Source organism: Nocardia brevicatena NBRC 12119 (assembly GCF_000308495.1).
In the GTDB taxonomy this organism is placed as follows: Bacteria; Actinomycetota; Actinomycetes; order Mycobacteriales; family Mycobacteriaceae; genus Nocardia; species Nocardia brevicatena.
Genome location: NZ_BAFU01000091.1, coordinates 32,490 through 56,882, shown reverse-complemented (window position 1 = coordinate 56,882; position 24,393 = coordinate 32,490). Strand labels below are relative to the sequence as shown.

24 protein-coding genes are annotated in these 24,393 nt (G+C 68.2%); 14 read left to right on the top strand and 10 right to left on the bottom strand.

Annotation, left to right across the window (positions count from 1 at the left end; genetic code table 11):
* Positions 1–54: 54 nt before the first annotated feature.
* Both ON20_RS24870 and ON20_RS24865 read left to right on the top strand, forming a co-directional pair.
* Entirely contained in the window at positions 55–918 is an 864-nt protein-coding gene (locus ON20_RS24870) for a DUF2786 domain-containing protein (protein WP_051163254.1), read from the top strand.
* A 38-nt stretch (positions 919–956) separates the two neighbouring features.
* Positions 957–1,469 (top strand): TIGR04338 family metallohydrolase, encoded by a 513-nt coding sequence (locus tag ON20_RS24865; protein WP_040839159.1) that lies wholly within the window; start codon positions 957–959, stop codon positions 1,467–1,469.
* Between the two features lie 67 nt (positions 1,470–1,536).
* Here the strand turns inward: ON20_RS24865 and ON20_RS24860 are convergent, their stop codons facing one another.
* The 3 genes from ON20_RS24860 to ON20_RS24850 form a co-directional block, all read right to left on the bottom strand.
* A complete protein-coding gene (locus tag ON20_RS24860) occupies positions 1,537–2,514 on the bottom strand; it encodes an o-succinylbenzoate synthase (RefSeq protein ID WP_040839323.1) in 978 nt (325 codons plus the stop codon).
* A gap of 115 nt (positions 2,515–2,629) precedes the next feature.
* Positions 2,630–3,706: an ABC transporter ATP-binding protein gene (locus ON20_RS24855; RefSeq protein WP_040839156.1), complete on the bottom strand. Its 1,077-nt coding sequence runs from the start codon at positions 3,704–3,706 to the stop codon at positions 2,630–2,632.
* A gap of 172 nt (positions 3,707–3,878) precedes the next feature.
* Positions 3,879–4,706 (bottom strand): alpha/beta fold hydrolase, encoded by an 828-nt coding sequence (locus ON20_RS24850; RefSeq protein WP_040839153.1) that lies wholly within the window; start codon positions 4,704–4,706, stop codon positions 3,879–3,881.
* A gap of 357 nt (positions 4,707–5,063) precedes the next feature.
* Between ON20_RS24850 and ON20_RS24845 the strand changes: the two genes are divergently transcribed.
* The 3 genes from ON20_RS24845 to ON20_RS24835 all read left to right on the top strand — a co-directional run bounded on the left by ON20_RS24845 (position 5,064) and on the right by ON20_RS24835 (position 8,661).
* A complete protein-coding gene (locus ON20_RS24845) occupies positions 5,064–5,858 on the top strand; it encodes an LLM class F420-dependent oxidoreductase (RefSeq protein ID WP_040839321.1) in 795 nt (264 codons plus the stop codon).
* A gap of 163 nt (positions 5,859–6,021) precedes the next feature.
* Positions 6,022–6,321 (top strand): hypothetical protein, encoded by a 300-nt coding sequence (locus ON20_RS24840; protein ID WP_040839151.1) that lies wholly within the window; start codon positions 6,022–6,024, stop codon positions 6,319–6,321.
* Positions 6,322–6,615: 294 nt separating this feature from the next.
* Positions 6,616–8,661, top strand: coding sequence for a PhoX family protein (locus ON20_RS24835; RefSeq protein WP_040839149.1), 2,046 nt, complete (start codon positions 6,616–6,618; stop codon positions 8,659–8,661).
* 57 nt (positions 8,662–8,718) lie between these two features.
* Here the strand turns inward: ON20_RS24835 and ON20_RS24830 are convergent, their stop codons facing one another.
* Complete coding sequence (locus ON20_RS24830) at positions 8,719–9,459, bottom strand: glycoside hydrolase family 25 protein (RefSeq protein WP_086009065.1); 741 nt, start codon at positions 9,457–9,459, stop codon at positions 8,719–8,721.
* Between the two features lie 121 nt (positions 9,460–9,580).
* Positions 9,581–10,921 (bottom strand): glucosylglycerate hydrolase, encoded by a 1,341-nt coding sequence (gene ggh, locus ON20_RS24825; RefSeq protein ID WP_040839145.1) that lies wholly within the window; start codon positions 10,919–10,921, stop codon positions 9,581–9,583.
* Positions 10,922–11,045: 124 nt separating this feature from the next.
* On the opposite strand from ggh, the gene ON20_RS24820 reads away from it, so the two are divergent.
* Entirely contained in the window at positions 11,046–11,747 is a 702-nt protein-coding gene (locus ON20_RS24820) for an SDR family oxidoreductase (protein WP_040839144.1), read from the top strand.
* Between the two features lie 39 nt (positions 11,748–11,786).
* Here ON20_RS24820 and leuS read toward each other — a convergent pair whose 3' ends face one another.
* On the bottom strand, positions 11,787–14,630 hold the full coding sequence (gene leuS, locus ON20_RS24815; RefSeq protein ID WP_040839319.1) for a leucine--tRNA ligase: 2,844 nt from the start codon (positions 14,628–14,630) through the stop codon (positions 11,787–11,789).
* 258 nt (positions 14,631–14,888) lie between these two features.
* Between leuS and ON20_RS24810 the strand changes: the two genes are divergently transcribed.
* Entirely contained in the window at positions 14,889–15,296 is a 408-nt protein-coding gene (locus ON20_RS24810; RefSeq protein ID WP_040839142.1) for an SdpI family protein, read from the top strand.
* Between the two features lie 25 nt (positions 15,297–15,321).
* Here ON20_RS24810 and ON20_RS24805 read toward each other — a convergent pair whose 3' ends face one another.
* Complete coding sequence (locus ON20_RS24805; protein ID WP_040839140.1) at positions 15,322–15,699, bottom strand: cupin domain-containing protein; 378 nt, start codon at positions 15,697–15,699, stop codon at positions 15,322–15,324.
* Between the two features lie 130 nt (positions 15,700–15,829).
* On the opposite strand from ON20_RS24805, the gene ON20_RS24800 reads away from it, so the two are divergent.
* The 3 genes from ON20_RS24800 to ON20_RS24790 are packed head-to-tail and all read left to right on the top strand — an operon-like array spanning position 15,830 to position 17,949.
* Positions 15,830–16,732: a TIGR04222 domain-containing membrane protein gene (locus ON20_RS24800; RefSeq protein WP_245547464.1), complete on the top strand. Its 903-nt coding sequence runs from the start codon at positions 15,830–15,832 to the stop codon at positions 16,730–16,732.
* Between the two features lie 3 nt (positions 16,733–16,735).
* Entirely contained in the window at positions 16,736–17,599 is an 864-nt protein-coding gene (locus ON20_RS24795) for an MbnB/TglH/ChrH family RiPP precursor modification enzyme (RefSeq protein ID WP_040839136.1), read from the top strand.
* Positions 17,596–17,949 (top strand): SCO6045 C-terminal-like domain-containing protein, encoded by a 354-nt coding sequence (locus ON20_RS24790; protein WP_051163252.1) that lies wholly within the window; start codon positions 17,596–17,598, stop codon positions 17,947–17,949. Before ON20_RS24795 ends, ON20_RS24790 begins: the two co-directional genes overlap by 4 nt.
* A 112-nt stretch (positions 17,950–18,061) precedes the next feature.
* Here the strand turns inward: ON20_RS24790 and ON20_RS24785 are convergent, their stop codons facing one another.
* Positions 18,062–18,721 (bottom strand): YqgE/AlgH family protein, encoded by a 660-nt coding sequence (locus ON20_RS24785; protein ID WP_040839134.1) that lies wholly within the window; start codon positions 18,719–18,721, stop codon positions 18,062–18,064.
* A 126-nt stretch (positions 18,722–18,847) separates the two neighbouring features.
* On the opposite strand from ON20_RS24785, the gene ON20_RS24780 reads away from it, so the two are divergent.
* Positions 18,848–19,609 carry a lysophospholipid acyltransferase family protein gene (locus tag ON20_RS24780; RefSeq protein WP_040839132.1) on the top strand — a complete coding sequence of 254 codons (762 nt, stop codon included), beginning with the start codon at positions 18,848–18,850 and terminating at the stop codon, positions 19,607–19,609.
* Positions 19,610–19,624: 15 nt separating this feature from the next.
* Here the strand turns inward: ON20_RS24780 and ON20_RS24775 are convergent, their stop codons facing one another.
* Complete coding sequence (locus ON20_RS24775; RefSeq protein WP_040839130.1) at positions 19,625–19,936, bottom strand: GNAT family N-acetyltransferase; 312 nt, start codon at positions 19,934–19,936, stop codon at positions 19,625–19,627.
* A gap of 136 nt (positions 19,937–20,072) precedes the next feature.
* Between ON20_RS24775 and ON20_RS24770 the strand changes: the two genes are divergently transcribed.
* Positions 20,073–21,632 carry an alpha/beta hydrolase gene (locus ON20_RS24770; protein ID WP_051163294.1) on the top strand — a complete coding sequence of 520 codons (1,560 nt, stop codon included), beginning with the start codon at positions 20,073–20,075 and terminating at the stop codon, positions 21,630–21,632.
* Positions 21,633–21,853: 221 nt separating this feature from the next.
* Positions 21,854–22,990, top strand: coding sequence for a glycerate kinase (locus ON20_RS24765; RefSeq protein ID WP_040839127.1), 1,137 nt, complete (start codon positions 21,854–21,856; stop codon positions 22,988–22,990).
* Between the two features lie 22 nt (positions 22,991–23,012).
* On the opposite strand, the gene ON20_RS24760 is transcribed toward ON20_RS24765, so the two are convergent.
* Entirely contained in the window at positions 23,013–23,327 is a 315-nt protein-coding gene (locus ON20_RS24760; RefSeq protein WP_438803438.1) for a winged helix-turn-helix transcriptional regulator, read from the bottom strand.
* A gap of 178 nt (positions 23,328–23,505) precedes the next feature.
* On the opposite strand from ON20_RS24760, the gene ON20_RS24755 reads away from it, so the two are divergent.
* Positions 23,506–24,381 (top strand): NAD(P)-dependent oxidoreductase, encoded by an 876-nt coding sequence (locus ON20_RS24755; RefSeq protein WP_040839124.1) that lies wholly within the window; start codon positions 23,506–23,508, stop codon positions 24,379–24,381.
* Positions 24,382–24,393: the final 12 nt, after the last annotated feature.

Here is a 24,393-nt window from a genome sequence, read left to right as displayed (position 1 = left end):
GTCCATCCGCCGTGCCGGGCGGATGCGGGGACGGGCCGGCTACGCTGGCCGGTGATGACGTCTGCACATGCGGTAACCAACCGGTTGCTCACCCGGATCGGCGGTCTGTTGCGCAAGGCCGAGTCCACCGACAACGAGCACGAGGCGGAGGCGTTTCTGGCGGCCGCGCAGCGGCTGGCCACCCGGTCCTCGATCGACCTGGCGGTGGCGCGTGCCCATGTGAGCGGGCGGGAACGTCCCGCGACACCGATCCAGCGGGTCATTCCCATCGGGGAACCCGGACGTAAGGGACTGCGCACCTATGTCCAGTTGTTCGTGGCGATCGCCGACGCCAATGATGTACGCTGCGATGTCGCTCGCACCTCGACCCAGGTGTACGCCTACGGATTCGCCGCCGACATCGCGACCTGCGAGGCGCTGTACACGAGTGTGCTGGTGCAGATGGTGCGGGCGTCGGACCACTACATCAAATCGGGTGCGTATCGCAGCGCGACGATGGAGAAGGTGGTCACCGAGGTGCGCGGCGGACGTCGGATGCGGCGGCGCGTGGTGGTCCCCGTCGCGGCGGTGACGGCCCGGCTGAACTTCCAGATGGCGTTCGCGGCGCGGATCGGAGCGCGACTGGCCGAGGAGAAGGCGGAGGTCGAGCGGGCGGCGACGGCGCCGACCGGCGATTCGGCGGCGCGGGCGGCGGCAGCCGGTACCGCGTTGGCGCTGCGCGGCAAGGAGCTGGAGCTGGCCGATTTCTACACTCGGACCTCCGAGGCGCGCGGCACCTGGCGGGGACCGCAGGCGTCCACGGGTTACGCCCCCGACGCCCGGCGCGCCGGTGATCGGGCGGGCCGAGCCGCCCGGTTGGGCACCGCCGCCGAGCTCGCTGCCCCTCGGGGCCGACTGACATCCGGCGGGCGGGAGTAGCCGGACGAAATTCCTGTCCTCAGGTGGTGATACGTCAAGTGACAGTGAGAGATACGCAGCGGGCCAAGGTATATGACGCCGAACAACTGGTTCGCGGTATGTTCGACCGAGCCGACGAATTCGGACACCGAACCGTCGAGATGCACGGTTCCCGGCTGACCCTTCCGGTCGAGCGCAAATTCGCCTCGGTGGAATCGGTGCAACGCTACTGCGATCGGGTCCTGGCGCTCGGTTGGGTCCGCACGAACTGGCCGCGGGCGTCGGTTCCGATCCGGGTGCGCGCCCGCGCCGGAACAACCGCCGCGCATTACGAGACGGAGGGCGCGGTACTGGCCGTGCCACTGCATTTCCGGGGAGCCGCCTGGGCACTCAGGGAATTGGTCGTACTACACGAACTGGCCCACCATCTGGCCCCACGGTCGTGCGACCTCGCGCCCCACGGCCCGGAGTTCTGCACCCGATACCTGGAGCTCGTCGAGGGGGTCGTCGGTCCGGAGGCCGCGTTCGTGCTGCGTATCGGCATGCTCGGCTGTGGTGTTCGCCCGGGCTGAGCGGAAGCGCGCCTTGGCGGTTCGCTCGCGCGGCAAAGGTGGTAACCGGCCACAGCCTCCCGGGACATCACACCTGGAGGCGGTCGAGTACGCGGTGGAAGCGTTCGAGCCACCAGGCCGTCCGTTCGGGGTCGGGGTGACGGTATCGCTCGAGCAGATGCGGCTCGGGGGCCGGCGCGGTCGTCAGGACGGGCAGATAGCCGTCGCGCGGCCGTAGGGGTTCGGCCACCACATCGCCCTCGAACAGGGCCATTGTGCCGAGCCCGCAGGCGAAATCGAGCTCGGGCAGCGTGGCGGCCAAGGCCAGCTGCGCGGCCAGCCCGACGCTGGTCTCCAACGCGGAGGACACCACACACGGCAGACCGGCCTGCTCGGCCACCCGCAGCGCGCGGCGAACCCCGCCCAGCGGAGTGCATTTGAGCACCGCGATATCGGCGGCGCCCGCCACCGCGACACGCAGCGGATCCTCGGCCCGGCGGATGGATTCGTCCGCGGCGATCCGGACATTCACCCGGCGCCGTACCGCGGCCAGTTCCTCGACGGTGCGGCACGGTTGTTCCACATATTCCAGCCCACCCGCGACGCGGTCGATTTCGCGGATATGCCGGACCGCGGTATCCACATCCCAGACGGCGTTGGCGTCCACCCGCACCGCGCCGGCCGGTCCCAGGGCCGAACGTACCGCCTCCACCCGGGCGAGGTCTTCCGGCAGCGCGTCGGGGTGGTCGGCCACCTTTACTTTCGCGGTCCGACAACCGGACGCGGCGACGATCTCGTACGCGCGTTCCGGTTCGACCGCGGGAACCGTGCAGTTGACCGGTATTCGGTCCCGCACCGGAGCCGGCCATCCCGCACACGCCTGTTCGACGGTGGTCGCCAGCCAGTTCGCCGCCTCCCGGTCGTCGTACTCGGCGAACGGGCAGAACTCGGCCCACCCCACCGGACCGCGCACCAGCACACCCTCGCGTACCGTGATGCCGCGGAACCTGGACCGCAAGGGAATCGCATAGACGTGGACGGAGTCGATGGCCGGTAGGTCGCTCACCGGCACTACAGTATGCGCCGATCGCGCGTCGGTGGTCCGCCTCCCGCGAATCCGGTGATCGGCTGGAGCGCCTATCCGTCCGAGCCCGCGCGTAAGACCGCCGTGACCGGCGGGTTCAGTTCAGTCGGCGACCATTGTCCACGGCGAAGAAGTAGATGTGCTCGGGGTCGGGGGTCAGGTGCACCCGGCTGCCCTTGGGGGGCGGGTTCCGCCAGTCGGCCCGGGCGACGACGGCCTCCGCACCGGGTTTGTCGTCGGTGACGGCACGGCCGTGGATGTAGGCGTCGGAGCCGAGTTCCTCGACCACATCCACCTCCATTTCGATGCCCGAGCTCCCGAGTTCGAGGTGTTCCGGACGGAGACCGAACGTCACCGACGTGCACGCCACATCCGCCACATCCCGGGGCAACGGTACGGTGTGCCCGCCGAGTCGCACCGCACCGTCGATGACCGGCAGGGTGAACAGATTCATCGCCGGCGAGCCCATGAATCCGGCGACGAACACATTCGCCGGATCACGGTACAGGTCGCGCGGGGAAGCGCACTGCTGCAGCAGCCCGTCCTTCAATACCGCCACCCGGTCGCCCATGGTCATGGCCTCGACCTGGTCGTGGGTGACATACACCGTGGTGGTGCCCAGCCTGCGCTGAAGCTGGGCGATCTGGGTGCGGGTCTGTACCCGGAGTTTGGCATCCAGATTGGACAGCGGCTCGTCCATGAGGAATACCTGCGGGTTCCGCACGATGGCCCGTCCCATGGCCACCCGCTGCCGCTGGCCGCCGGACAGTGCCTTCGGCAGTCGGTCCAGGAAGGGTTCCAGACCCAGCAGTTCGGCCGCCTCCAGCACTCGCCGCTGTTTCTCCGCCTTGGCGACCTTGGCCATCTTGAGCGCGAAACCCATGTTCTCGGCGACCGTCATATGCGGGTACAGCGCATAGTTCTGGAACACCATCGCGATATCGCGGTCCTTGGGTTCGGCGTGGGTGACATCTCGATCACCGATCAGGATTCGGCCACCGTTGACTTCTTCCAGACCCGCGAGCATGCGCAGCGAGGTGGATTTCCCACATCCGGACGGCCCTACCAGAACGAGGAATTCCCCGTCGGCGATATCGAGTTGCAACTGGTCGACGGCGGGAGTGCTCACTCCCGGAAACCGTCGGGTGGCGTGATCGAAGGTCACCGTGGCCACGGCTGTTCACTTCCCTTCACCGGCAGGAACGTGCCGGACGATCCGAGTAGGGTTGCCGGGATACTACGTGGCTCGGTGGCGGTTCATCCGGGTGGCCGCCTGTTTCCGTTACGGGCGCGGGGACCGCGTTCTGTCGGCGGGGCCCGAGGAACGCGGTCCGCCATCACGGCCCTCAGCGCTCGAGGAATTCCAGCAGGTCGGTGTTGAATCGTTCCTTGTCCCCGGGGACGAGCGCGATACCGTGCGATCCGCCTTCGTACACCTTCAATATCGCATCCCGCACGACCTGGGCGGACTTGCGGCCGGTGGCGTCGAGGGGAACCACCTGGTCGTCGTCGCCGTGCACGATCAGGGTGGGGATGTCGAACTTCCTCAGGTCTTCGGTGAAGTCGGTGTGGGCGAAGGCGTCGACGCATTTCACGCCGGCCTCGATGCTTTCGTGCATGGCCATGAACCAGAAGGCGTCGCGGTTTCCCTGGGTGGCCTTGGTCTCCGGTCGGTTCGCGCTGAAGAACCCCTCGGACGTGTCACGCCAGAATTGCGAACGTTCGGTGAGGATTCCGTTCTTGATCTGGTCGAAGACCTTTTCCGGGACCCCTTCGGGATTGTTCTCGTTCTTGCCCATCAGGGGCGTGATCGCCGAGAGCAGCACCACCGAGCGCACTCGTTCGGCTCCGTGCCTGCCGATGTAGCGGGCGAGCTCGCCGCCGCCCATACTGTGCGCCACGAGCGTCGCGTCGCGGATATCGAGCGTCGTGAGCAGGTCGTTCAGGTCGTCGGCGAAGGTATCGAAGTCGTATCCGTCCCATGGCTGGGTGGAGCGTCCGTGTCCGCGCCGATCATGGGCGATCCCTCGGTACCCGCGGTCGGCGACGCATTTCATCTGGTCGTCCCACGCGTCGGCGTTCAACGGCCAGCCGTGGATGAACACGACGGGGCGTCCGCGGCCCCAGTCCTTATAGTAGATGTCGACATTGTCGCGAGTCGTGCACACAGGCATGGACGAACCCCTCCTTCTGTGCGTGATCGCCGGCCCTCCGAAAGGCCGGGACAACGAGACGCAGCCGCCACGCTACCCGCGGAAGCATCCGGCGGAAGTTGTGTGTTCACCTGTTACCCAATCCCTATTCAACGGTGTGTGCGGAGAGATTTCGCCGCTACCGCGGGAACGCGGCGGCCGGTTCCGCCGCACCCGCGCGGCCACGGGCCGTTGCCGTGCCCGGGCCGGCGGCCGCCGGTAGCCTCGGACCGGGAGATCACCCGACACAGCGGTCGAGCGTCGGCGCCGGAGGAGGTAGCGGAGCGTGACCACGCAGGCGCAGCTCGGCCGCTCATCGAACACAGAGGAGCCATGCTGATGAGCCGACCGGTTCGTATAGGTGTCCAACTGCAACCACAGCACGCCCCCGACTATGGACTCATCCGCGATGCGGTGTTGCGGTGTGAGGACGCGGGGGTGGACATCGTGTTCAACTGGGATCATTTCTATCCGCTGTACGGTGATCCGGACGGCGCGCATTTCGAATGCTGGACCATGCTGGGCGCGTTCGCCGAGCAGACCGAACGGGTCGAGATCGGCGCCCTGGTCACCGGCGGTGGCTACCGCAATCCGGATCTGTTGGCCGATATGGCCCGCACCGTCGACCACATCAGTGGGGGCCGGCTCATTCTCGGTATCGGCTCGGGTTGGTTCCAGCGCGATTACGACGAGTACGGCTACGAGTTCGGTACCGCGGGCGGCCGGCTGGACCTGCTGAAGGAGTACCTGCCCCGGATCACCGCCCGGCTGGAGAAGCTGAACCCGGCACCGACCCGTCATATCCCCATCCTGATCGGCGGCGGGGGAGAGAAGAAGACACTGCGGCTGGTGGCCGAATACGCCGATATCTGGCACAGCTTCGGCGAGCTCGATGTGTTCACCCACAAGAGCAATGTGCTCGCCGAACACTGCGCCGCGGTGGGTACACCGGCGGACAAGATCGAGCGTTCGGTGGCCTGGCCGGGTGCCGAGGTCGCGCCCGGTTATCTCGCAGCCGGCGCCACCCTGTTCACGGTGGGTATCAACGGCCCGGACTACGATCTGACCGAGGTGCGTGCGGCGCTCGCCTGGCGCGATGAAGTCAACCCGGAACCGGTCAGCGGTATCGCCTGACGCCCACATCCGCATGCCGGTCCGGCGCACGACCACAGCGAACGCGGTGGTACGCGCGGGGCCACGGCGGCGACGGGCCGGACCTATCGGTGCATTGATGCGCAATTGGTAATGTGATCTGTGTGTGATTCCACCTGACCGATCCGAGGAAAGAAGGAACGCCATGACGTCGGCACACGCTCAACACACCGATCACGATCATGTGCACGGTCCGGACTGCGGGCATGTGGCCGTGCCGCACGGCGATCACGTGGACTATGTCCACGAGGGGCACTTGCATCGTGCTCACGAAGGCCATTTCGACGAGTGCGAGCCCGCCGGGCACACCGAACACAGCGGAACGCACGAGCACGTCCACGGTGAGGGCTGCGGTCATGTCGCGGTCCCGCACGGTGATCATGTCGACTACATCCACGACGGTCACCGGCACGCTCCCCACGACGGACACTACGACGAGCACTGACCGGACTCGGGTGTCGGTCCGATGCGACAGCGGCCGAGCGTCGGCGCCGGAGGAGGTAGCGGAGCGTGACCACGCAGGCGCAGCTCGGCCGCTCGAACAGCACAGCGGCCGAGCGTCGGCGCCGGAGGAGGTAGCGGAGCGTGACCACGCAGGCGCAGCCCGGCCGCTCGGACCGTCCAGAGCTATCGGGCCGGGACCCGGCGGGCCGATGTTGGCCGGCAATTCAACTATGTGACTCCTCGGTATCTCCTGGCTGGGCTACCGTGCGGTGTTCAGCCCGGAACAGGAGTCGTCGTGAACTCGAAACCTCTCCCTCTCTTCGTGAAACACGAAACCGGTACCTCCCGTGCCGGTATAACGTGTGCCTACAAATGCGGTAATGCCTGCTTCCACGAGGTGTCCAACACCTCGTCGGGCGCCTACTTCGGCGATATCGTCGCCTCGTTGACGAGGCGGCGGGTGCTGAAGGGCGGCGCTGCCGCGGTACTCGCGATCGGTGCTGCAAGCGCACTGGCCGCCTGCGGCGACGGCGCCGATGGCGGTTCGGCGTCTTCGGCCCCTGTACCCGGTACCGATTTCACCCCGGTGGCCCCCAACACCGAGGACGCCGTCGTCGTACCGGACGGCTACGAACAGGGTGTCGTGATCCGCTGGGGAGACCCGCTGTTCGAGGGCGTCCCGGAGTTCGACTTCTACCGACAGACCCCGGCGGCGCAGGCGCGGCAGTTCGGCTACAACTGCGATTTCGCCGCCCTGCTCCCCATCGAGGGGAAGGTCAATCGGTATCTGCTGGTAGTGAACCACGAGTACACCACCGAACCGCTCATGTTCCCGGGCTTCCGCCCGGAGACCATGAGCCGCGAACAGTTCGAGATCGCCGTCGCCGCACACGGGCTGTCCGTGGTCGAGGTCGAGGGTCATGCCGGTTCCGGCGGACTCACCCCGGTATTCGGCAAGTACAACCGACGTATCACCGCGTCGAGCGAATTCCGTCTCACCGGTCCCGCGGCCGGCAGCGATGCGGTGAAGACCTCCGCCGACCCGACCGGAACCACGGTGCTGGGCACCATGGCCAACTGCTCCGGCGGTGTGACGCCGTGGGGGACCGTGCTCTCCGGCGAGGAGAACTTCCACACCTACTTCACGGGTGAGGCGGCCGACCCGGTCGTGGCGCAGCGGTTGGACCGTTACGGTGTCGGCGAGGCCGATGCCCCGCACCTCTGGGGGCGTTTCGACAAGCGGTTCGACCTCGCCGCCGAGCCCAACGAGGCCAACCGTTTCGGCTGGATTGTCGAGGTCGATCCATGGGATCCGGAATCCGTCCCGGTCAAACACACCGCGATGGGCCGTTTCAAACACGAATCGGCCAATATCCATATCACCGACGACGGGACCGTGGTCGCCTACAGCGGCGACGACGAGCGGTTCGAGTACCTGTACAAGTTCGTTTCGTCGCGCAAGGTCCAGCCCGGTACGGGCGCCGCCGGTCGCCGGCACAACCTGACCATCCTGGACGCGGGCACCCTCTATGTCGCGAAACTGACCGGCGATCACCCCGACCGGATCGACGGCTCCGGTGCCGTGCCCTCCGACCAGGGATTCACCGGTAAGGGCGAGTGGATTCCGATCCTGCGCACCGGCGAAGACGGTAGGGCCGAATCGCTGGTGGAGGGGATGAGTGCCGTGGAGGTCGCCGCCCTCACCCGCCTGGCCGGCGACAAGGTGGGCGCCACCAAGATGGACCGGCCCGAGGACTTCGAGGCCAACCCGAAGACCGGCAAGGTGTATGTGGCGCTGACCAACAACACCAAGCGCGGCACCGAGGGCAAGGCCGCTGTCGACGAGGCCAACCCACGCAACGAGAACAAGAACGGCCAGGTCCTCGAACTGGTCGACGACCACGCCGGCACCGAATTCACCTGGTCGCTGCTGCTGGTGTGCGGCGATCCGGCCGCGGCCGACACCTACTACGGCGGATTCGACAAGGCGAAGGTCAGCCCCATCTCCTGCCCGGACAACCTGGCGTTCGACCCCTACGGCAACCTGTGGATCAGCACCGACGGCAATGCGCTGGACTCCAATGACGGCCTCTTCGCGGTGATCCTCGACGGCGACCGGCGCGGGGAGACCAAACAGTTCCTGACGGTTCCGGCGGGCGGCGAAACCTGCGGTCCGGTGATCACCGAGGACCGGGTGCTGGTCTGTGTACAGCACCCGGGCGAAACCGACGGGGCCACCGTCGACGAACCCGCCTCGCACTGGCCCGACGGGGGCACCGCCCAGCCTCGGCCGTCGGTGGTGGCGGTGTGGAAGAGCGGTAGCGGCCGGATCGGCGTATAGATCCGTCCGTGGACTGCCCTGATGCCGGTACCGTCACGTGTCGGTACCGGCATCGCGCTATCCGCTTCCGGTGACTCCCGACATCTGGGCGAACCGGTTGAAATCGCCCTGCGCCCCGCTGTAGACGTTCAGATCGACGGGTCCGTGGACACCGGGGATGGTGCCCGAGTCCGTGGTCTGCCAGAACGTCCACGTCGGCCAGCCGCCGGGGACCTCGGGGGCGGGATTGCCGCGATAGTCGGCGATCCACAGCGGATAGCGGTGGAACTGGTTGCTGTCGGCCATGGCGGTGCGCCAGAAGGTCGGATAGGTGTAGATGATCGGCACCCGACCGGTCAGTTTCTCGACCGTGCGTAGATAGCGTTGGGTCCAATCGATCAGCGCCGCGGGCGACAGCCCGCCCGAATGCTCCAGGTCGAGGACCGGTGGCAGATCGAGCGGCCCGTTCTGGCCGAGCACCACCGTCGCGTACAGCGCGGCCTGTGGTTCGGGCGGCAGCTGCGGACGCGCGTAGTGATAGGTGCCGCGGGCGACACCGGCGGCCCGGATCAGCAGACTGTCCGGAACGAAGTACGGGTTGATGTAGTCGAGGCCCTCGGTGGCCTTCACCATGGCGAAGCGGTGACCGGCGGCCCGCACCGCGAACCAGTCGATCAGCCGGCCGTCGATATGCTGCCAGGACGAGACATCGGGGCCGGCCGGCTGGGCGGCCGCCGGTACGGGGAAGGCGAGTAGCGCGCCGGCCAATGCCAGTGCCGACACCATCGTCGATCTCGATCTCCAACGGGCGGTATTCATGGCCATCGACGATAGCCATTTGTAATGATTTGACCCGGAAAGACACAGCGGAGAAATATCAGGTTTCGCCCGGGCCGTTTCTGCGACGGTGTCCGATCCCTCCGCGGCGGACGATATCGGCTCAGCCCAGCCAATCCAATACCGCGGCCGCCGTCCAGGATTGCTGCATACTGCCCAGCGGTTCCCCGGTGAACGGCTCGTAGTACTCGGCGAAACTGCCATCGCCGGCCTGTCGCAGCGCCTCCGCCCGCAGCAGAAACGACCGCTCGGCCCAGCCGCGGTGTGCGAAAACCCAGGAGAACAGCCAGCTCATCACCGGCCATATCGGACCGCGCCAGTATTCCCGCGGCCGGAAATCCTTCGACACCGGCGAGGTCGACGGCGGTAGCGCGTAGCGCAGATCGGGATGACCGCAGAAACGCGGCCCCTCGAACAGCCGCAGCAGATTGCGTTCGACGCCACGGCTCAACCCGCCGCACAGCAGCGGCGCGAACATGGCCAGTGTCTCGGTGGCGATCCAGCGGTTCAGTCGGGTGTCGTAGTCGCGTGCCGCGCCCGTACGGGGATCGGTGGTGGCGATGACACCGGCGCGGAAACGGTCCGCCCAGCCGAACAACTCCCGGATATCGGATTTGGGCTGGTGGCAGTCCTCGCCGATCTGGGCCAGCACCTCGCAGGCGAGCGCGAAGACGGCGGTGACGAAGACGTCTTCCACGGCGAAGCTCATGGTGGACGCCAGTTGGCCGTCGTCATAGGACGCTCGGCGCATCTGCTCCACCAGCCACAGGTAGCGGTCGTATTCGCGGTCGGTGGGCCGTTGGGAGGGGTCGGCGACCACGAGTATGTCCTCACGCCGATACGCGGGCAGGTCCGCACCGGGTATCACATGCTCGTAGGCGCGGTCCCAACGCGGCGAATTGTCCATACCCGATTCCCACCCGTGATACAGGGTGATCCGGCCGTTCTCCTTGGGGTCGCGCGCGTGCGCGAGCCAGCGGTGCCAGCGCACCAGATCCGCCCAGCGTCGGTTCAGGAATTCCTCGGCCACCGCGCGGGTGCTGCGGCCGTGTCGGCGGGAATGGTCGAGAATGCGTTGGACGGCGATCGCGTGCACCGGCGGTTGGGTGATCCCGGAAGTGTCGGGGCCGTCCGGGGCGTTGGCGGCCAGTCTGCGGCACTCCCACCGGGCCGGGCCGGGAAAATACCCGTCCACACCGTTGGCGAACACGATGTGCGGGATCATCCCGTTCTTCCACTGCGCGGACAACAGGGTGTCGAGTTCGACCACCGCCCGCTCCACGCTCAACGGGGCCAGCCCTACCGCCACGAACGCCGCGTCCCAGCTCCACATATGCGGATACAGGCGGGGCGCCGCGCTGGTCATGGTGCCCAGGTCGTTACCCCGCAGGAGATAGGCCGCGCGGGCGGCGAGCTGGGTGGGGGTGAAACCGGGGTGTGCCATCTCTACATTCTGCGGGTCGACCGGTCGGGGCCTCCGCCGTGATGTCGACTTCTACCAGGGCGCTGTTTCCCGCTGGTTGCGCCGTATTGCGAGTGGACTACGGAGGTCGGCTACCGTCCCTCGTATGGTGCAGGGAACTTCGGACGGTACGACACGGCGGCCATTGGCGCTGATCACGGGGGCGAGTCGGGGCCTCGGTGCCGCCGTCGCCCGGCAACTCGCACCCGACCACACCCTGCTGCTGGGCGCCCGGACGGCCGAGGCGCTGACCGCGATCCTCGACGAACTGCCCGAAGCCACCGGGTGGCCGGTGAACCTGACCGACTACGCGGCCGTCGCCGAGGCGGTGGTGCCGATCGAGCGACTGGACGTGCTGGTTCACAACGCGGGTATCGCCGACCTGGGCACCGTCGCCGAGTCCTCGGCGCGGCAATGGCGCGACACCCTGGAAGCCAATCTCGTCGCGGTGGCCGAGCTGACCCGATTGCTGCTGCCCGCGCTGCGCGCCACGGGCGGACACGTGGTGCTGGTGAACTCCGGGGCCGGATTGCGTGCGAACGCGGGTTGGGCCTCCTACGCGGCCAGCAAATTCGGGTTGCGCGCGTTCGGCGACGCCCTGCGGCTGGAAGAGCGCGCCCTGCGGGTGACCTCCATCCACCCCGGCCGGATCGACACCGATATGCAGCGCGCGATCGTGTCCGGTGAAGGACGGGAGTACCGCCCCGAGGAGTTCCTGACCACGGAGACCGTCGCCCGCGCCATCCGCAATGCCATCGACACCCCGCGGGACGGGCATCCGACCGAGATCGTCCTCCGGCCCTACTGACCCGGTCATCGCCGGCGGCGGGCGCCGGGGACGATCCGCTCAGGCGACGATATTGACCAACCGGCCCGGCACCACGATCAGTTTGCGCGGGGTGGCGCCGTCGAGCAGCGCGACGATCTTCTCATCGGCCAGCGCGGCGGCTTCGATGGCGGCCTTGTCGGCATCGGGATGCACCTGGATCCGGCTGCGGACCTTGCCGTTCACCTGGATCGGATACTCCACCGTCTCCTCCACCAGCAGCGCCGGATCGGCCACCGGGAACGGACCGTGTGCCAGCGACGCGGTGTGCCCCAACCGCGCCCACAGTTCTTCGGCAATATGCGGGGCCAGCGGGGCCAGCATCAGGATCACCGGTTCCACGGCCGAGCGCGGCGCGCCGTCCGGGTAGGTCTTGGTCAGGTGGTTGGTGAGCTCGATCAGTTTGGCGCCCGCGGTATTGTCGCGCATGGCCGCCAGGTCCTCGTCGACCCCGGCGATGGCCTTGTGCAGCAGCCGCAGTGTCCCCTCGCCGGGAGCGTCCTCGGTGACCCGCACCGCGCCGGTCTCCTCGTCCACCGCCAGTCGCCACACCCGCTGCAGGAAGCGGTGCGCGCCGACGACGTCCTTGGTGGACCACGCGCGGGAGGTGTCCAGCGGACCCATCGACATCTCGTAGAAGCGGAAGGTGTCGGCGCCGTACTGGTCGTAGATCTCGTCGGGGGAGATGGCGTTCTTCAGCGATTTGCCGATCTTGCCGTACTCCTGGTCCACCTCGGTCTCGGTGCCGTACGGATCGGTCCAATAGAACTTGCCGTCCCGCTCGGTCACCTCGGCGGCCGGTACATACGCCCCGCGCGCGTCGGTGTAGGCGTAGGCCTGGATATAGCCCTGGTTGAACAGTCGCCGGTACGGTTCGCTGCTGCTCACATCGCCCAGGTCGTAGAGCACCTTCTGCCAGAACCGGGCGTACAGCAGATGCAGTACGGCGTGTTCGACACCGCCGACGTACAGGTCCACACCGCCCGGATCGTCGGCACCGTGTTCGGCCGGGCGCGGGCCCAACCAGTAACTCTCGTTCTCCTTCGCGCAGAACGTGTCGGGGTTGGTGGGGTCGGCGTAGCGCAGCTGATACCAGGAGCTGCCCGCCCACTGGGGCATGACATTGGTATCGCGGCGGTAGGTCTTCGGCCCGTCACCCAGATCCAGTTCCACCTCCACCCAGTCGGTGGCCTTGGCCAGCGGCGGCGACGGTTCGGAGTCGGCATCGTCCGGGTCGAAGGTCACCGGGGCGAAATCGTCCATCTCCGGCAGTTCCACCGGCAGCATCGACTCGGGCAGGGCGTGCGGCGCGCCGTCGGAGTCGTAGACGATCGGGAACGGTTCACCCCAGTACCGCTGCCGGGCGAACAGCCAGTCGCGCAGTTTGTACTGGACCGTGCCCTCGCCGTGCCCGTCGGCTTCCAGGCGGGCGATCACCGTCGCCTTGGCCTCGTCGACGGACATATCGTCGAGGTAGTCGGAATTGATGGCCGGGCCGTCACCCGTATAGGCCTCTCCGTCGAAACCCTCGCTCGGCTGCACCGTGCGGATGATCGGCAGTCCGAAGGCGGTCGCGAAATCCCAGTCCCGCTGATCCTGTCCCGGAACCGCCATGATCGCACCGGTGCCATAGCCGATGAGCACATAGTCGGCGATGAAGATCGGGATCCGGGCGCCGTTCACCGGGTTGGTGGCATAGCCGCCCAGGAAGACGCCGGTCTTCTCCTTGTTCTCCTGGCGCTCCAGATCCGATTTGGCGGCGATGGACCTGCGGTACGCCGCCACGGCTTCGGCGGGGGTGGGAGCGGTGCCGGTCCACCGGGCGTCGACCCCGTCCGGCCAGGCGGAGGCGGTCAGCCGGTCGACCAGTTCGTGTTCCGGGGCCAGCACCATGTAGGTAGCGCCGAAGAGGGTGTCCGGTCGGGTGGTGAACACCTCCACGTCCCCGGCATCGGTGGCGAACCGCACCCGGGCACCGCGCGAGCGCCCGATCCAGTTGCGCTGCATGGTTTTGACGTTCTCCGGCCAGTCCACCCGGTCGAGATCGTCGATCAGGCGGTCGGCGTAGGCGGTGATGCGCATCATCCACTGGTGTAGGCGCTTGCGGAACACCGGGAAGTTGCCGCGTTCACTGCGCCCGTCGGCGGTGACCTCCTCGTTGGACAGCACCGTACCCAGTCCGGGACACCAGTTGACCATCGAATCGGCCTGGTAAACCAGGCGATAGGAGTCGATCAGCGCGCCGCGTTCGGCGGCCGACATACTCGCCCAGTCCTTGCCGTCCGGCGCGGGCCGGGCACCGGAGGCGAATTGCTCTTCCAGTTCGGAGATGGGGCGGGCCCGGTCGGCCTCCCGGTCGTACCAGGCGTTGTAGATGCGCAGGAAGATCCACTGCGTCCACTTGAAGTACTCGGGATCGGTGGTCGAGAACGAGCGGCGCGGATCGTGGCCCAGGCCCAGCCGGTCCAGCTGCCGCTGCATGGTGGCGATATTGGTCGCGGTGGTATCGCGCGGGTGCGCCCCCGTCTGTACCGCGTACTGCTCGGCGGGCAGGCCGAAGGCGTCATAGCCCAGGGCGTGCAGCACATTGCGCCCGTGCATACGGTGGTAGCGGGCGTAGACATCGGTGGCTATATAGCCCAGCGGATGCCCGACGTGCAGTCCGGCGCCGGACGGGTAGGGGAACATGTCCTGCACGAACAGTTTGTCCCGCGGGGTCTGCCCGGCCAGCGGACCGACGGGGTTCGGTGCGTGGAAGGTTCCGTGTTCGTTCCAGCGCTGCTGCCATTTGCGCTCGATCCGACCGGCGAGTTCGGCGGTGTACCGGTGCGCGGGTGCCTCGACGGCATGGTCGTCACTGCTCACCGAGCCCTGCCCGGCGGTCTCGGATGCACGGGTGTCCTGCACGGTCCTGCCTTCTCTGCTGCCGATCCGGAGATATCACGTCGTCGAACAGCGTAAGACGTGGGCCTTGACAAGCCCAAAAAGGGTGACACCGCCGTTGCGCCGGTCCCCGCCGCGGGCCGCGTTCCGGCCCTTCGGGCCGTGTGACCCCCGTCTCCGGCGGTGGCCCCCGGCCGGGCCGGCAGCGTGGCCGCGAAATACCTGCGATAGGCTCACCCGGTGTTCGTCGTCGCCCTCGTCCTCTTCGTCTTGGCCATATCGGCCCTGGTGACGGGTGTCCTCGGGCTGACCGGCCGGCTGCGGCCGAACCGTTTCTTCGGTGTGCGCACCGAGGCCGCCCTCCGCGACGAGGCCGCCTTCCGGGCCGCGAATCGTATCGCCGCCCCCACCACGATCGGCGCCGCGACGCTGCTGGGTGCGGGTGCGCTGGTGGTGAACGCGGTGGATGGTCTCGTCGGGCTGCCGATCGCCCTCGGTGTCGGGGTGGTCGCGCTGTACGCCCTGGGTATCGGTGCCGACGCGGGTGCCCGGGCAGCCGAGGCGGTTGCGCCGCCCGCTCCGGTCGGTGGCTGTGGACAGTCCTGTGGGGCGTGCTCGCTGCGCGATACCTGCCGGCCCGCTTTCTGAACGGAGCGGCGAGGTCGCGTAGCCCTCAGGTCTGCTCCGCCGTCCCGTTCGGGGGATCGATACTGCGTGAGAGCGGGCTGCCCGCAGGGTTGAGATAGCACACCAGCAAACCCACGGTCTCGGCACCGCGGTTGCGGGCGATATGCGGGTACTTCGGCCCGCTGGGCTCGCGGAAGACGCGTCCTCGCCGATAGACCGGATGCGCGTGTTTCCCTGGATGGTCCAGTGTTCCCTTCGTCACCAGCACGAACAGCGTGCCGTCGTGGTAGTGCCAACCACTGCTGCCGCCGGGGCGGATGCGGGTCTGCCGGAGCACGATCTCATGCCGGCGGAGGGCGAACCGCAACAGTTCACGGCTCGCCGTACCGCGGGCGGGTGCCGGATTGGCCTGGAAGGGCTTCATCTCCCCCAGGATGCCATGTGTCGGTTACGGCCCGGTCATCGAAACACCATGGCGCGCTCGGGGATCCGGCCCGATACTGAAGGGATCACTGGTGCGCGGGCCGGGAGGCGGGATGGACAGTATCGACCGTGTGGTTGTATACCCCCAGGTGTACGCGGCAGGCGAAACCTGGGGAATCTCCGGTTCGGCGTTTCTCTGGGTATATGTGCCGATAGCGCTGCTGGCCGTCGCCGTCGGATTCCGATTGCGTTGGAAGGCGACGGGGGCGCCGGTCGAGCCGCCTGCCGAACAGTTGACCGCCCCCGAGACGGGCATGCTGTTCAGCGATGAACGCGCGGTGATGGCGGCGGTCGCACTGCTGCGCAGCCACGATCTCGTCGATTCCACCGGCGCCGCGGTGCGCCGGTCCGATACCCGCCACCGGGCCGGGCTCGATTCGTTCACGCTGACCGTGCACGAACGGCTCGACCGATCCGAACAGTCGATCGCCACCACCACCCGGCTGGTGCACGGTCCGCTGGAGACGCTGCGCGCCGAGCTCGTCCGGCGCGGTTACCTGGCCGGGGACGATCTCCGGCGCACCCTGCGCGACGCCGGTATGCCGGTCGCGATCATCGGCCTGTTGGGCGGGGTGCGGTTCGTCGCCGGCCTGATCAACGGCAACCCGGTGGTGATCCTCGGAATCATCCTGGTGCTGATGGGCCTCGCCTGGTGGCGGATAGTGACCCCGGTGCGGCTCACCCCGATGGGCCGGGTCGCCAGGGAGCGCGCGACCATGGGCAACCGGCATCTGCGTCCGTCCAATTCTCCCTCCTACACCACATATGGCCCGGATGCCGCCGCGGCGGCGGTCGCGGTGTACGGTGCCGCCGCGCTGATGGTGCTCGACCCGGGTCTGTCGGAGTCGATATCGGCTCAGCAGGTCGACGGGGGCGGCGGTGGCGGAGACGCCGGTGGCGACGGTGGCGGTGGCGACGGGGGTGGCGGGTGCGGCGGCGGCGGGTGCGGTGGCTGCGGTGGCTGCGGCGGGTGAGCGGTGTCCGGACCACTTCCCGAGGCCACGCTCGGTATCGGCTGGCGGCCGCAGATCTGCGGGCTGATCGCCCGGTTGGACGGGCTCGACTTCTGCGAGGTCATCGCGGAATCGCTACCGGTGGTCGGACGGGCCGCCGCGGTGCTGGTTCCGGACGAACTCGAGAGCCTGCGCCGTAGCGGGACGATCGTTGTCCCGCACGGTGTCTCGCTGTCGCTCGGTGGCGCCGAACCCGTGGACGAACGACGGGTCGCGCACCTGGCGGCCTGCGCGGACACCCTCGGCGCTCCGCTGGTCAGCGAACATGTGGCCTTCGTCCGGGCGAGCGGTATCGAAGCCGGGCATCTGCTGCCGGTTCCGCGTACCGATGCGGCGCTGGACGCGTTGACCGCGAATATCACCCGCACCCAGGAGGCGCTCGGGGTACCGCTGGCGGTGGAGAACATCGCGGCGTTGTTCGACTGGCCCGACGACCGGTATACCGAGGCGGAATTCCTCGCCGAACTGGTCGACCGCACGGGTGTGTACCTGCTCGTCGATATCGCCAATGTCTACGCCAATGCCCGCAACCGGCGCCGGGACCCGTTGGCCGAGCTGTCGCGCCTACCGGCCGACCGGGTCGCCTACTGCCATATCGCGGGCGGCGAGGAGGTCGGCGGCCGCTATCACGACACCCACCGGCATCCGATCCCGGCCGAGGTGCTGGCTCTCGTCGCCGAGTACGTCACCGACCATCCGGTGCCGCTGATGCTCGAACGCGACGGCGACTATCCTCCCGCTGCCGAGTTACTGGACGAGCTGGACGCCATCGCCGATGCCGCGGCCCGCGCCCCGATCACCACCCATGCCCGGGCCGGGGTGCGATGAACGATTCGGAGCTGCCGCGGTTGCGGGAACAGCAGGCGGCGCTGGTGCGCGCGTTGGTCTCGGGCGACCCGGTTCCGCCGGGCTTCGACCGGGCGGCCGTCGCCGCCGCCGCGGAGGCGCTGCTGCGTAAGCGGGGCCGCGAAATCGCCGAGCACTATCCCGCGCTCGCGTACGCGGCGGGGCCGGATTTCCTGGACCGTTTCGTCGAGTGGGCGCGCCACCGGCCCAAAACCGGCACCGCGGCCGATGCCGCCCGTTTCGCCCGTGACGCCGCCGTCCCGTGGTCGCCGTCCAAGCCGTCGCCGCGTAGGCGAATACGAATTCTGCTGCGCTCGTTCCGTTCCGGCTGAACCGGTTCCGATTCGCCCGGTCGGCCTCGGCCTTCCGGAGGAAGAACGGTGGAAACCCACCGGAGATCCCTGCCGCCGAGTGGACGGGGATTTCCGCGTGTTCTCGGATGGTTCAGTTGCGTTCCAGCTCGATGGGGTGAGTCGCCAGCAGCGACAGCGGCAGCGGTTGGCGGCGCAGCACATCGGCCCACATATCACCGCGCCGACTGGTGATCGGATCGCTGGGCAGTGCCGACACCACGACCCAGTCGTCGTTGTCCAGTTCGCCTTCCAGCTGTCCGAAGGTCCATCCGGCATATCCCGCGAAGATGCGGATACCCTCGACCAGTGCGCCGATCCGGTCGGGATCGGCGTCGAGATCGACCAGTACCACCCGTCCGTCCACCCGCCGCAGTCCCGACACTCCGGTGAGGGACGCGCCCACCCGAACCGTGCCCAGGCACAGCGCGGCGTCGCGTTTGACCGGTCCACCGATGAACAGCGTGCGTGGGGCCGCACAGACCTGCGACCACTGCGGCAGCACGTCGTGTACCGCGGTATCGCTCGGACGGTTCAGGACCACCCCCAGTGTTCCGGCGTCGTTGTGTTCGATGATGTACACGACGGTGCGGCGGAAGGTGGGTTCGGCCAGATCGGTCGACGACACCAGCAGCGTTCCCGCGCGTACTACCTGCTCGCCCTGTCGGAAGCCGCGGCGGCCGGGTTCGGGATTCTGTCCGCCACCGCGACCGCCGCTGGTCTTGCGATCATCGGGGTCATCTGCGCGTGCCACTCAGCCATCATCGCAGCTATTCCGCTGTTGCGCCGCCCCGACGTATGGTTTGTGTTGGGAACCGGACATCCTCGCCGCGCGGATTGGAGCGGGCGGCCGATGCCCATCCGACGTAGAGTCTGCGGAATGGAACCGCCTGTGGTGCTGCTCGACAACAGCGATACCGTCTACGACTTCTATCGCGTCCATCGACAGAACCGGCTCCAGGCGAAGGGAGCATATGCCCTGCTCGGACGCCGTTATCGCCCGCGGATCGGTTATGCGGAGGGGGCTCGTTCCGCTATCCGCGACCTGGTCGCCCGAGGTGTGCCACTGCTCATCGCGATCAACCACCTGTCCCAGTCGGACCCCTACACCGTCGCCGCGGCGGCCTGGCGCAGTGAACTGCGGCCGATCATCGGCCGGACCCGCGTGCTGGCCAAGGACGAGCTGTTCGAAGAACCGAAGCGGCGGCGCCGGATCGATATGATGGGCGGGATCCCGGTGTTTCGCGGTAAGGACCACGGGGTGCGGGCGGTGAACGCGGCGGGGCAGCGCATGATGGACATCTGCGCCGAACGGCTCGCCGCCGATGACTGCCTGGCGATTTTCCCGGAGGGTACCTGCAACGATGTCGATTCCACCCGGGTGCAGTCGGTGGGTAGCGGGATCGGGCATATCGCGTTCCGGGCCGCCAAACTCGGTGCCCGGCCGGCGCTGGTGAGCTTGGGCCTGAGCTACGGTCCGCGCCCGGATCCCACGGTCGAGCCGACGAGGAATGAGGTCGTATCGGCGAGTTTCCACTTCGGTATGCCGGTCATCGAGCTGCCGGCGCGCCCCGCCGAGGTCGCTCGTCTGGTGCGCGTCGATCTCCAGAAGGCGCTGGACGCGGCGGTGGCGGCCTACTGAGGTCCGCCGCGACCGTTACCGCGACAGCCCGAAACGATCCCGGGCCCAGTGCGGGACCATCGGCAGGAACTCCGGCCGGGTTTCGAAGAAGTCGCGCACCAGTGGACACATCGGCAGCGCCCCCAGCCCGTCGCGGTAGGTGGTCTCCAGCGCTGTCGCAATGAGGACACGCGCATAGTCCGAACCGGGGAAGCGGGGATCGATCTCGGTGTGCACGAAGGCCCGTTCGGACACGGTGTCCTGGTACTCGGCATAGCCCGCGATGGTGCCGTCGACCTGGATCTCGAAGCGCTCCAGCGCGATATTGTTGCGGACCTCGGTGGCCATGGCTCGACGTTACTCGGTCGCCGGCCGATTCGCCCCTCGACAGGGGTCGCGGGCATGCTCCGACTTGTGCCCCTCCGTACCGGTGCGCAGAATGCAGGATGGCCGGACGCTGCCACGACCGGCGGGAGGTACCGATATGAAGAGCCCACTGCGGCTTTCGCGCGTTGCGGGGATATTCGCCGCGGTGGGTGTGGTCCTCGGTTCGTTTGCCGCGCCGCCCGCGCGGGCCGCCGTCCTGTTCGGGCCCTGCCCGGAGGGTTCGGTGACCCCGGATACGGGTGTGCGGTGTGCCGTGCTCACCGTTCCGATGAATCACGCGGACCCGGACGGCCCGCGGATCGAGGTTACCGTCAGCAGGATCGCGGCGACCGGTGAGCGCCGCGGCGCCATCTTCGGCAACCCCGGGGGGCCGGGCGCGGACACCCTCGACTTCTGGGCGAGTCGCGGACGGTCCCTGCCCGCCGAATTGGCCGCCCACTACGACCGGTTCGCGGTACAACCGCGCGGGCTGCGCTGGTCCACCCCTCTCACCTGTGGAATGTCCGCCGCAGATTCCGACGGCGACAGCGTCTCCCTGTGGGAGGCGTGCGAATCCGCGCATCCGGGCTATCCGGCCACCGTCACCACCGAGCAGACCGTCCGGGATATGGACGCGGTGCGGGCCGCGCTCGGTCTGGACCGCATCGACTATCTGGGGATCTCCTACGGCACCTATCTCGGCGCGGTGTACGCGACGCTGTTCCCGGAACGCGTGGACCGGATGATCCTGGACTCCAATGTGCACCCGGACTGGGTGTGGACCGAGGAGTTCGCCCGGCAGCAGACCGCGGGAAAACAGCGGATGGACGACCTGTTCGCCTGGATCGCCGAACACGACAACGTCTTTCACCTGGGCGCAACGCCGTTGCAGGTGTATCGCACCTGGGTGGGCCTGGTGGAGAAACAGGGCGGCGGCTGGTACGCCAACCTGACCCCACCTCCCGCCGGCCCCGGTGACCTGCCCGGAAACCTGCCCGCGCCTTTGGTCGAACTGGTTCGCAAGGGAGTCGACGGGGGTGTCGAGCAGCTCGGAAAACTACAGAACATGATGCGGGTGCTGGTCGGCGGTGGCCGTTCCGAGAATGTCCCGCTGGTGGGCGCCACCACGGTGGCGACCCACACCCGCGCCTATTGGCCGGCCTTCGCCACCGCCATGGCCGAAGCGCACGCCGACCCGGCCGATATCTCCCGACTGCTTGCCATCGGAGGCATCACCGGCTCCGATCCCAGTGGGCGCGCGGTGTTCTCCGCCATCACCTGCAACGAAAACGCCGTACCGGCCCGCCCGGAGAGATTGCTGTCGGCCGTCGCGGCGCTCGGCTCCGGCGGCGATGTGATGGACGCTCGCGCCGATCTGGTGCGCGCCGGAATCGCCTGCACCGGATGGGAGCCGCAGACCCGTCCGGTGCCGATCGGCGGCGCCGGGTTGCGCACCCCGCCGCTGCTCCTGCACAGCCGCCACGACCCGCTCACCGACTACGAGGCTGGCCCGGCCATGGCGCGGGCCCTCGGCGGTTCGCTCATCACTGTGCAGGGTGGTGACCACGGCACCTTCGGGTGGGGCAATGCGGCGGTGGACGAACCGGTGATGACCTATCTGGAGACCGGGCGGGTCACCACGCATACCGCGCAAGAGGCTCCGATACCGCGGCGGTGAGGGTATCCGGCCCGGTGCGGACACTTGTTCGCCTGTCGCGGGTCCGTCGGTTCCGGTCCGCGGATGACCGGTAGCCGTGTGCGGCGGACCGGTTTCGGTCGGCCCGTGGAGAGGGGGGGCCGACGCTCGGTGGACGGCGTCCCTCCGAGATCCGCAGCCGGCGGATACCGTGGCGACTCCGGTGGGATGCGGTCTTCCCGGCCACGTCCGACAATCGGAGGGTGAACGCGGCACCTGTGGTCGTCCTGGCCCCGGACAAATTCAAAGGCTCCCTGCCTGCGCCCGGGGTGGCGGCGGCGCTGGCGGCCGGTATCGGACGGGTCCGGCCGGACGCCCGGACCGAAATCGTTCCGGTCGCCGACGGCGGTGACGGGACCGTCGCCGCCTTTCTGTCGGCCGGGTGGAGCCCGGTGCCGATCACCGCGCCCGGCCCGACGGGACGGCCCGTGGCGGCGGTGTACGCGATGCGGGACACCACCGCGGTGCTCGAACTGGCGGATGTCGCCGGGTTGGCCCGGCTGCCGGATGGTAGGCCGGATCCTTTGGGAGCGAGCACTTTCGGGCTGGGTGTGCTGATCGCGGACGCGCTGGACCGGGGCGTGTCCCGAATTGTGCTGGGTCTCGGGGGCAGCGCGTCCAGCGACGGTGGCGCCGGTCTGCTCACCGCCCTGGGCGCCCGAGTGCTCGACGCCTCGGGACAGTCGGTGGGGCGCGGGGGCGCCGCCCTGCGGGACGCCGTGCGGCTGGATCTGTCCGGCCTGCCTTCCCGTGTCGCCGCAACGGAATTCGTATTGGCCTGCGATGTGGACAACCCGCTGCTCGGACCCACCGGTGCCGTGGCGGTCTACGGACCGCAGAAGGGAGCCGGACAGCGTGACCAGGAGATTCTCGAAGCGGCGCTGTCGAATTGGGCCCGGCTGGCCGGGACCGGCCACGCGGACCTACCCGGTGCCGGTGCGGCGGGCGGTACCGGGTTCGGCGCGCTGGCGGTGCTCGGGGCGCGGGTGCGCAGCGGTATCGAGGAAGTGCTCGAGCTGCTGGACTTCCGCACCCGGCTGGCCCGGGCGACGCTGGTGGTCACCGGCGAGGGGGCGATGGACGAGCAGACCCTGCACGGGAAGGCGCCGATGGGGGTGTGCGAAGCCGCCGCTCGCGCGGATGTCCCGGTGGTCGCGGTCGCGGGCCGCCTGGCGCTGTCGGCGGACCGACTGCGGGCGGCCGGATTCCGCGCCGCCTACGCGCTCACCGATCTCGAGCCGGATCCGGACCGCTGTATGGCCGAGGCCGCGCCGCTGTTGGAGCGCGTGGGCGCGCGAATCGCCACCGATCTGCCGGGAACGGCACCGGGCCCACGGTAGGTCGCCGCGGACAGCCGGCTCGTCAGGCGGAGGCCATGAGGTTGTTACGCAGCCGATCACGGTGTCGGTCGCCCCATTCCTCCAGCGGGCGCAGGGCCGCGCGGAGCTCCTCGCCCAGCGGGGTGAGCGAATACTCCACGCGCGGAGGGACCTCCGGATAGACCGTGCGGGAGATGATGCCGGAGGACTCCAGATGGCGCAGATTCTCGGTGAGCACCTTCTCGCTCACACCGTCGAGGACGCGGCGGATCCGGCCGAAACGCTGCGGTCCCTCACCGAGCACCCACATCAGGTGAAGTTTCCACTTGCCGCCCACCACGTCGATCGCCAGCGACATACCGCAGACATCGTGATCCGTATCACTTTCGACGCTCACCGAATCCTCCTGACCTCATTACGGACCTCGGGGTAAGCAACCGCCCCTACAGGTGCGCTCTTGTCGACTCTACCTGCGCGGACGAGCATCGATACCGGCGCCGAGAAACATTCGAACCGACTACCGAAGGGCATTTTCGATGTCGCAGCATCCCCGTTCCGTCAGTGTCATCGGCCTGGGACCGATGGGACAGGCCATGGTCAGGGAGTTCCTCGCCGCCGGAACCGAGGTCACCGTCTGGAACCGCACGGCGGCCAAGGCCGAGGCGATGATCGAACTCGGTGCGCGCCGGGCGGCGACCGTGGCCGAGGCGCTCGACGCCAACGAGGTGATCGTCGTCGGCCTCACCCACTACGCCGCCATGTACGACGTGCTGGGGCAGGCCACCGACCGCCTGCCCGGCAAGGTGATCGCCAACCTGTCCTCCGATTCACCCGAGAACACCCGCAAGGGAGCAGAGTGGGTCCGCTCGCACGGAGCGGAATTCCTCTCGGGCGGTTTCATGTCGGCGGGCGACAACATCACCCATCCCGCCTCGTACATCTTCTACAGCGGGCCGCGCGCGGTCTTCGACGCGCATGCCGAGCTGCTACGCCCGCTGAGCCCGCAGGAGTATCTGGGCGACGACGACGGTCTCGCGCAGGTCTTCTACCAGGCTCTGTTGATCACATTCCACCCCTGGATGCTGTCTTACAACCAGGCGCTCGCGGTCATCGACCGGTCCGGGTCCGAGATCGACCGCTTCCTGCCGTACGCGAAGCGTTTCAGCGAGGCCATCCCGTTCTTCATGGAGCAGTACGCCGAGGACGCCAAGAACGGTGGTTGGGGCGATACCGCCTCGTTCCGGATGATGGATGCCGGCGCGCAGCACATCATCGACGCGAGCGAGGAACTCGGCGTGGACGCCACCCTCTCGCGTACCGCACAGGGGTTGTGGCGCAAGGCCCTGGAAGCGAGCGAACAGCAGGGGCGGCCGGTGCCGGTCTTCGAGCTGATGCGGTCCACCGGTTCGTGATCGGCGCTCGAA

What these genes read in the sequence shown, in the direction of transcription:
- ON20_RS24870 (WP_051163254.1), top strand. Translation starts at nt 55, where the DNA reads ATGACGTCTGCACATGCGGTAACCAACCGGTTGCTCACCCGGATCGGC.
- ON20_RS24850 (WP_040839153.1), bottom strand. Translation starts at nt 4,706, where the DNA reads ATGCCTGTGTGCACGACTCGCGACAATGTCGACATCTACTATAAGGAC.
- ON20_RS24845 (WP_040839321.1), top strand. Translation starts at nt 5,064, where the DNA reads ATGAGCCGACCGGTTCGTATAGGTGTCCAACTGCAACCACAGCACGCC.
- ON20_RS24840 (WP_040839151.1), top strand. Translation starts at nt 6,022, where the DNA reads ATGACGTCGGCACACGCTCAACACACCGATCACGATCATGTGCACGGT.
- ON20_RS24830 (WP_086009065.1), bottom strand. Translation starts at nt 9,459, where the DNA reads ATGAATACCGCCCGTTGGAGATCGAGATCGACGATGGTGTCGGCACTG.
- ggh (WP_040839145.1), bottom strand. Translation starts at nt 10,921, where the DNA reads ATGGCACACCCCGGTTTCACCCCCACCCAGCTCGCCGCCCGCGCGGCC.
- ON20_RS24820 (WP_040839144.1), top strand. Translation starts at nt 11,046, where the DNA reads ATGGTGCAGGGAACTTCGGACGGTACGACACGGCGGCCATTGGCGCTG.
- ON20_RS24805 (WP_040839140.1), bottom strand. Translation starts at nt 15,699, where the DNA reads ATGAAGCCCTTCCAGGCCAATCCGGCACCCGCCCGCGGTACGGCGAGC.
- ON20_RS24790 (WP_051163252.1), top strand. Translation starts at nt 17,596, where the DNA reads ATGAACGATTCGGAGCTGCCGCGGTTGCGGGAACAGCAGGCGGCGCTG.
- ON20_RS24780 (WP_040839132.1), top strand. Translation starts at nt 18,848, where the DNA reads ATGGAACCGCCTGTGGTGCTGCTCGACAACAGCGATACCGTCTACGAC.
- ON20_RS24775 (WP_040839130.1), bottom strand. Translation starts at nt 19,936, where the DNA reads ATGGCCACCGAGGTCCGCAACAATATCGCGCTGGAGCGCTTCGAGATC.
- ON20_RS24770 (WP_051163294.1), top strand. Translation starts at nt 20,073, where the DNA reads ATGAAGAGCCCACTGCGGCTTTCGCGCGTTGCGGGGATATTCGCCGCG.
- ON20_RS24760 (WP_438803438.1), bottom strand. Translation starts at nt 23,327, where the DNA reads ATGTCGCTGGCGATCGACGTGGTGGGCGGCAAGTGGAAACTTCACCTG.
- ON20_RS24755 (WP_040839124.1), top strand. Translation starts at nt 23,506, where the DNA reads ATGTCGCAGCATCCCCGTTCCGTCAGTGTCATCGGCCTGGGACCGATG.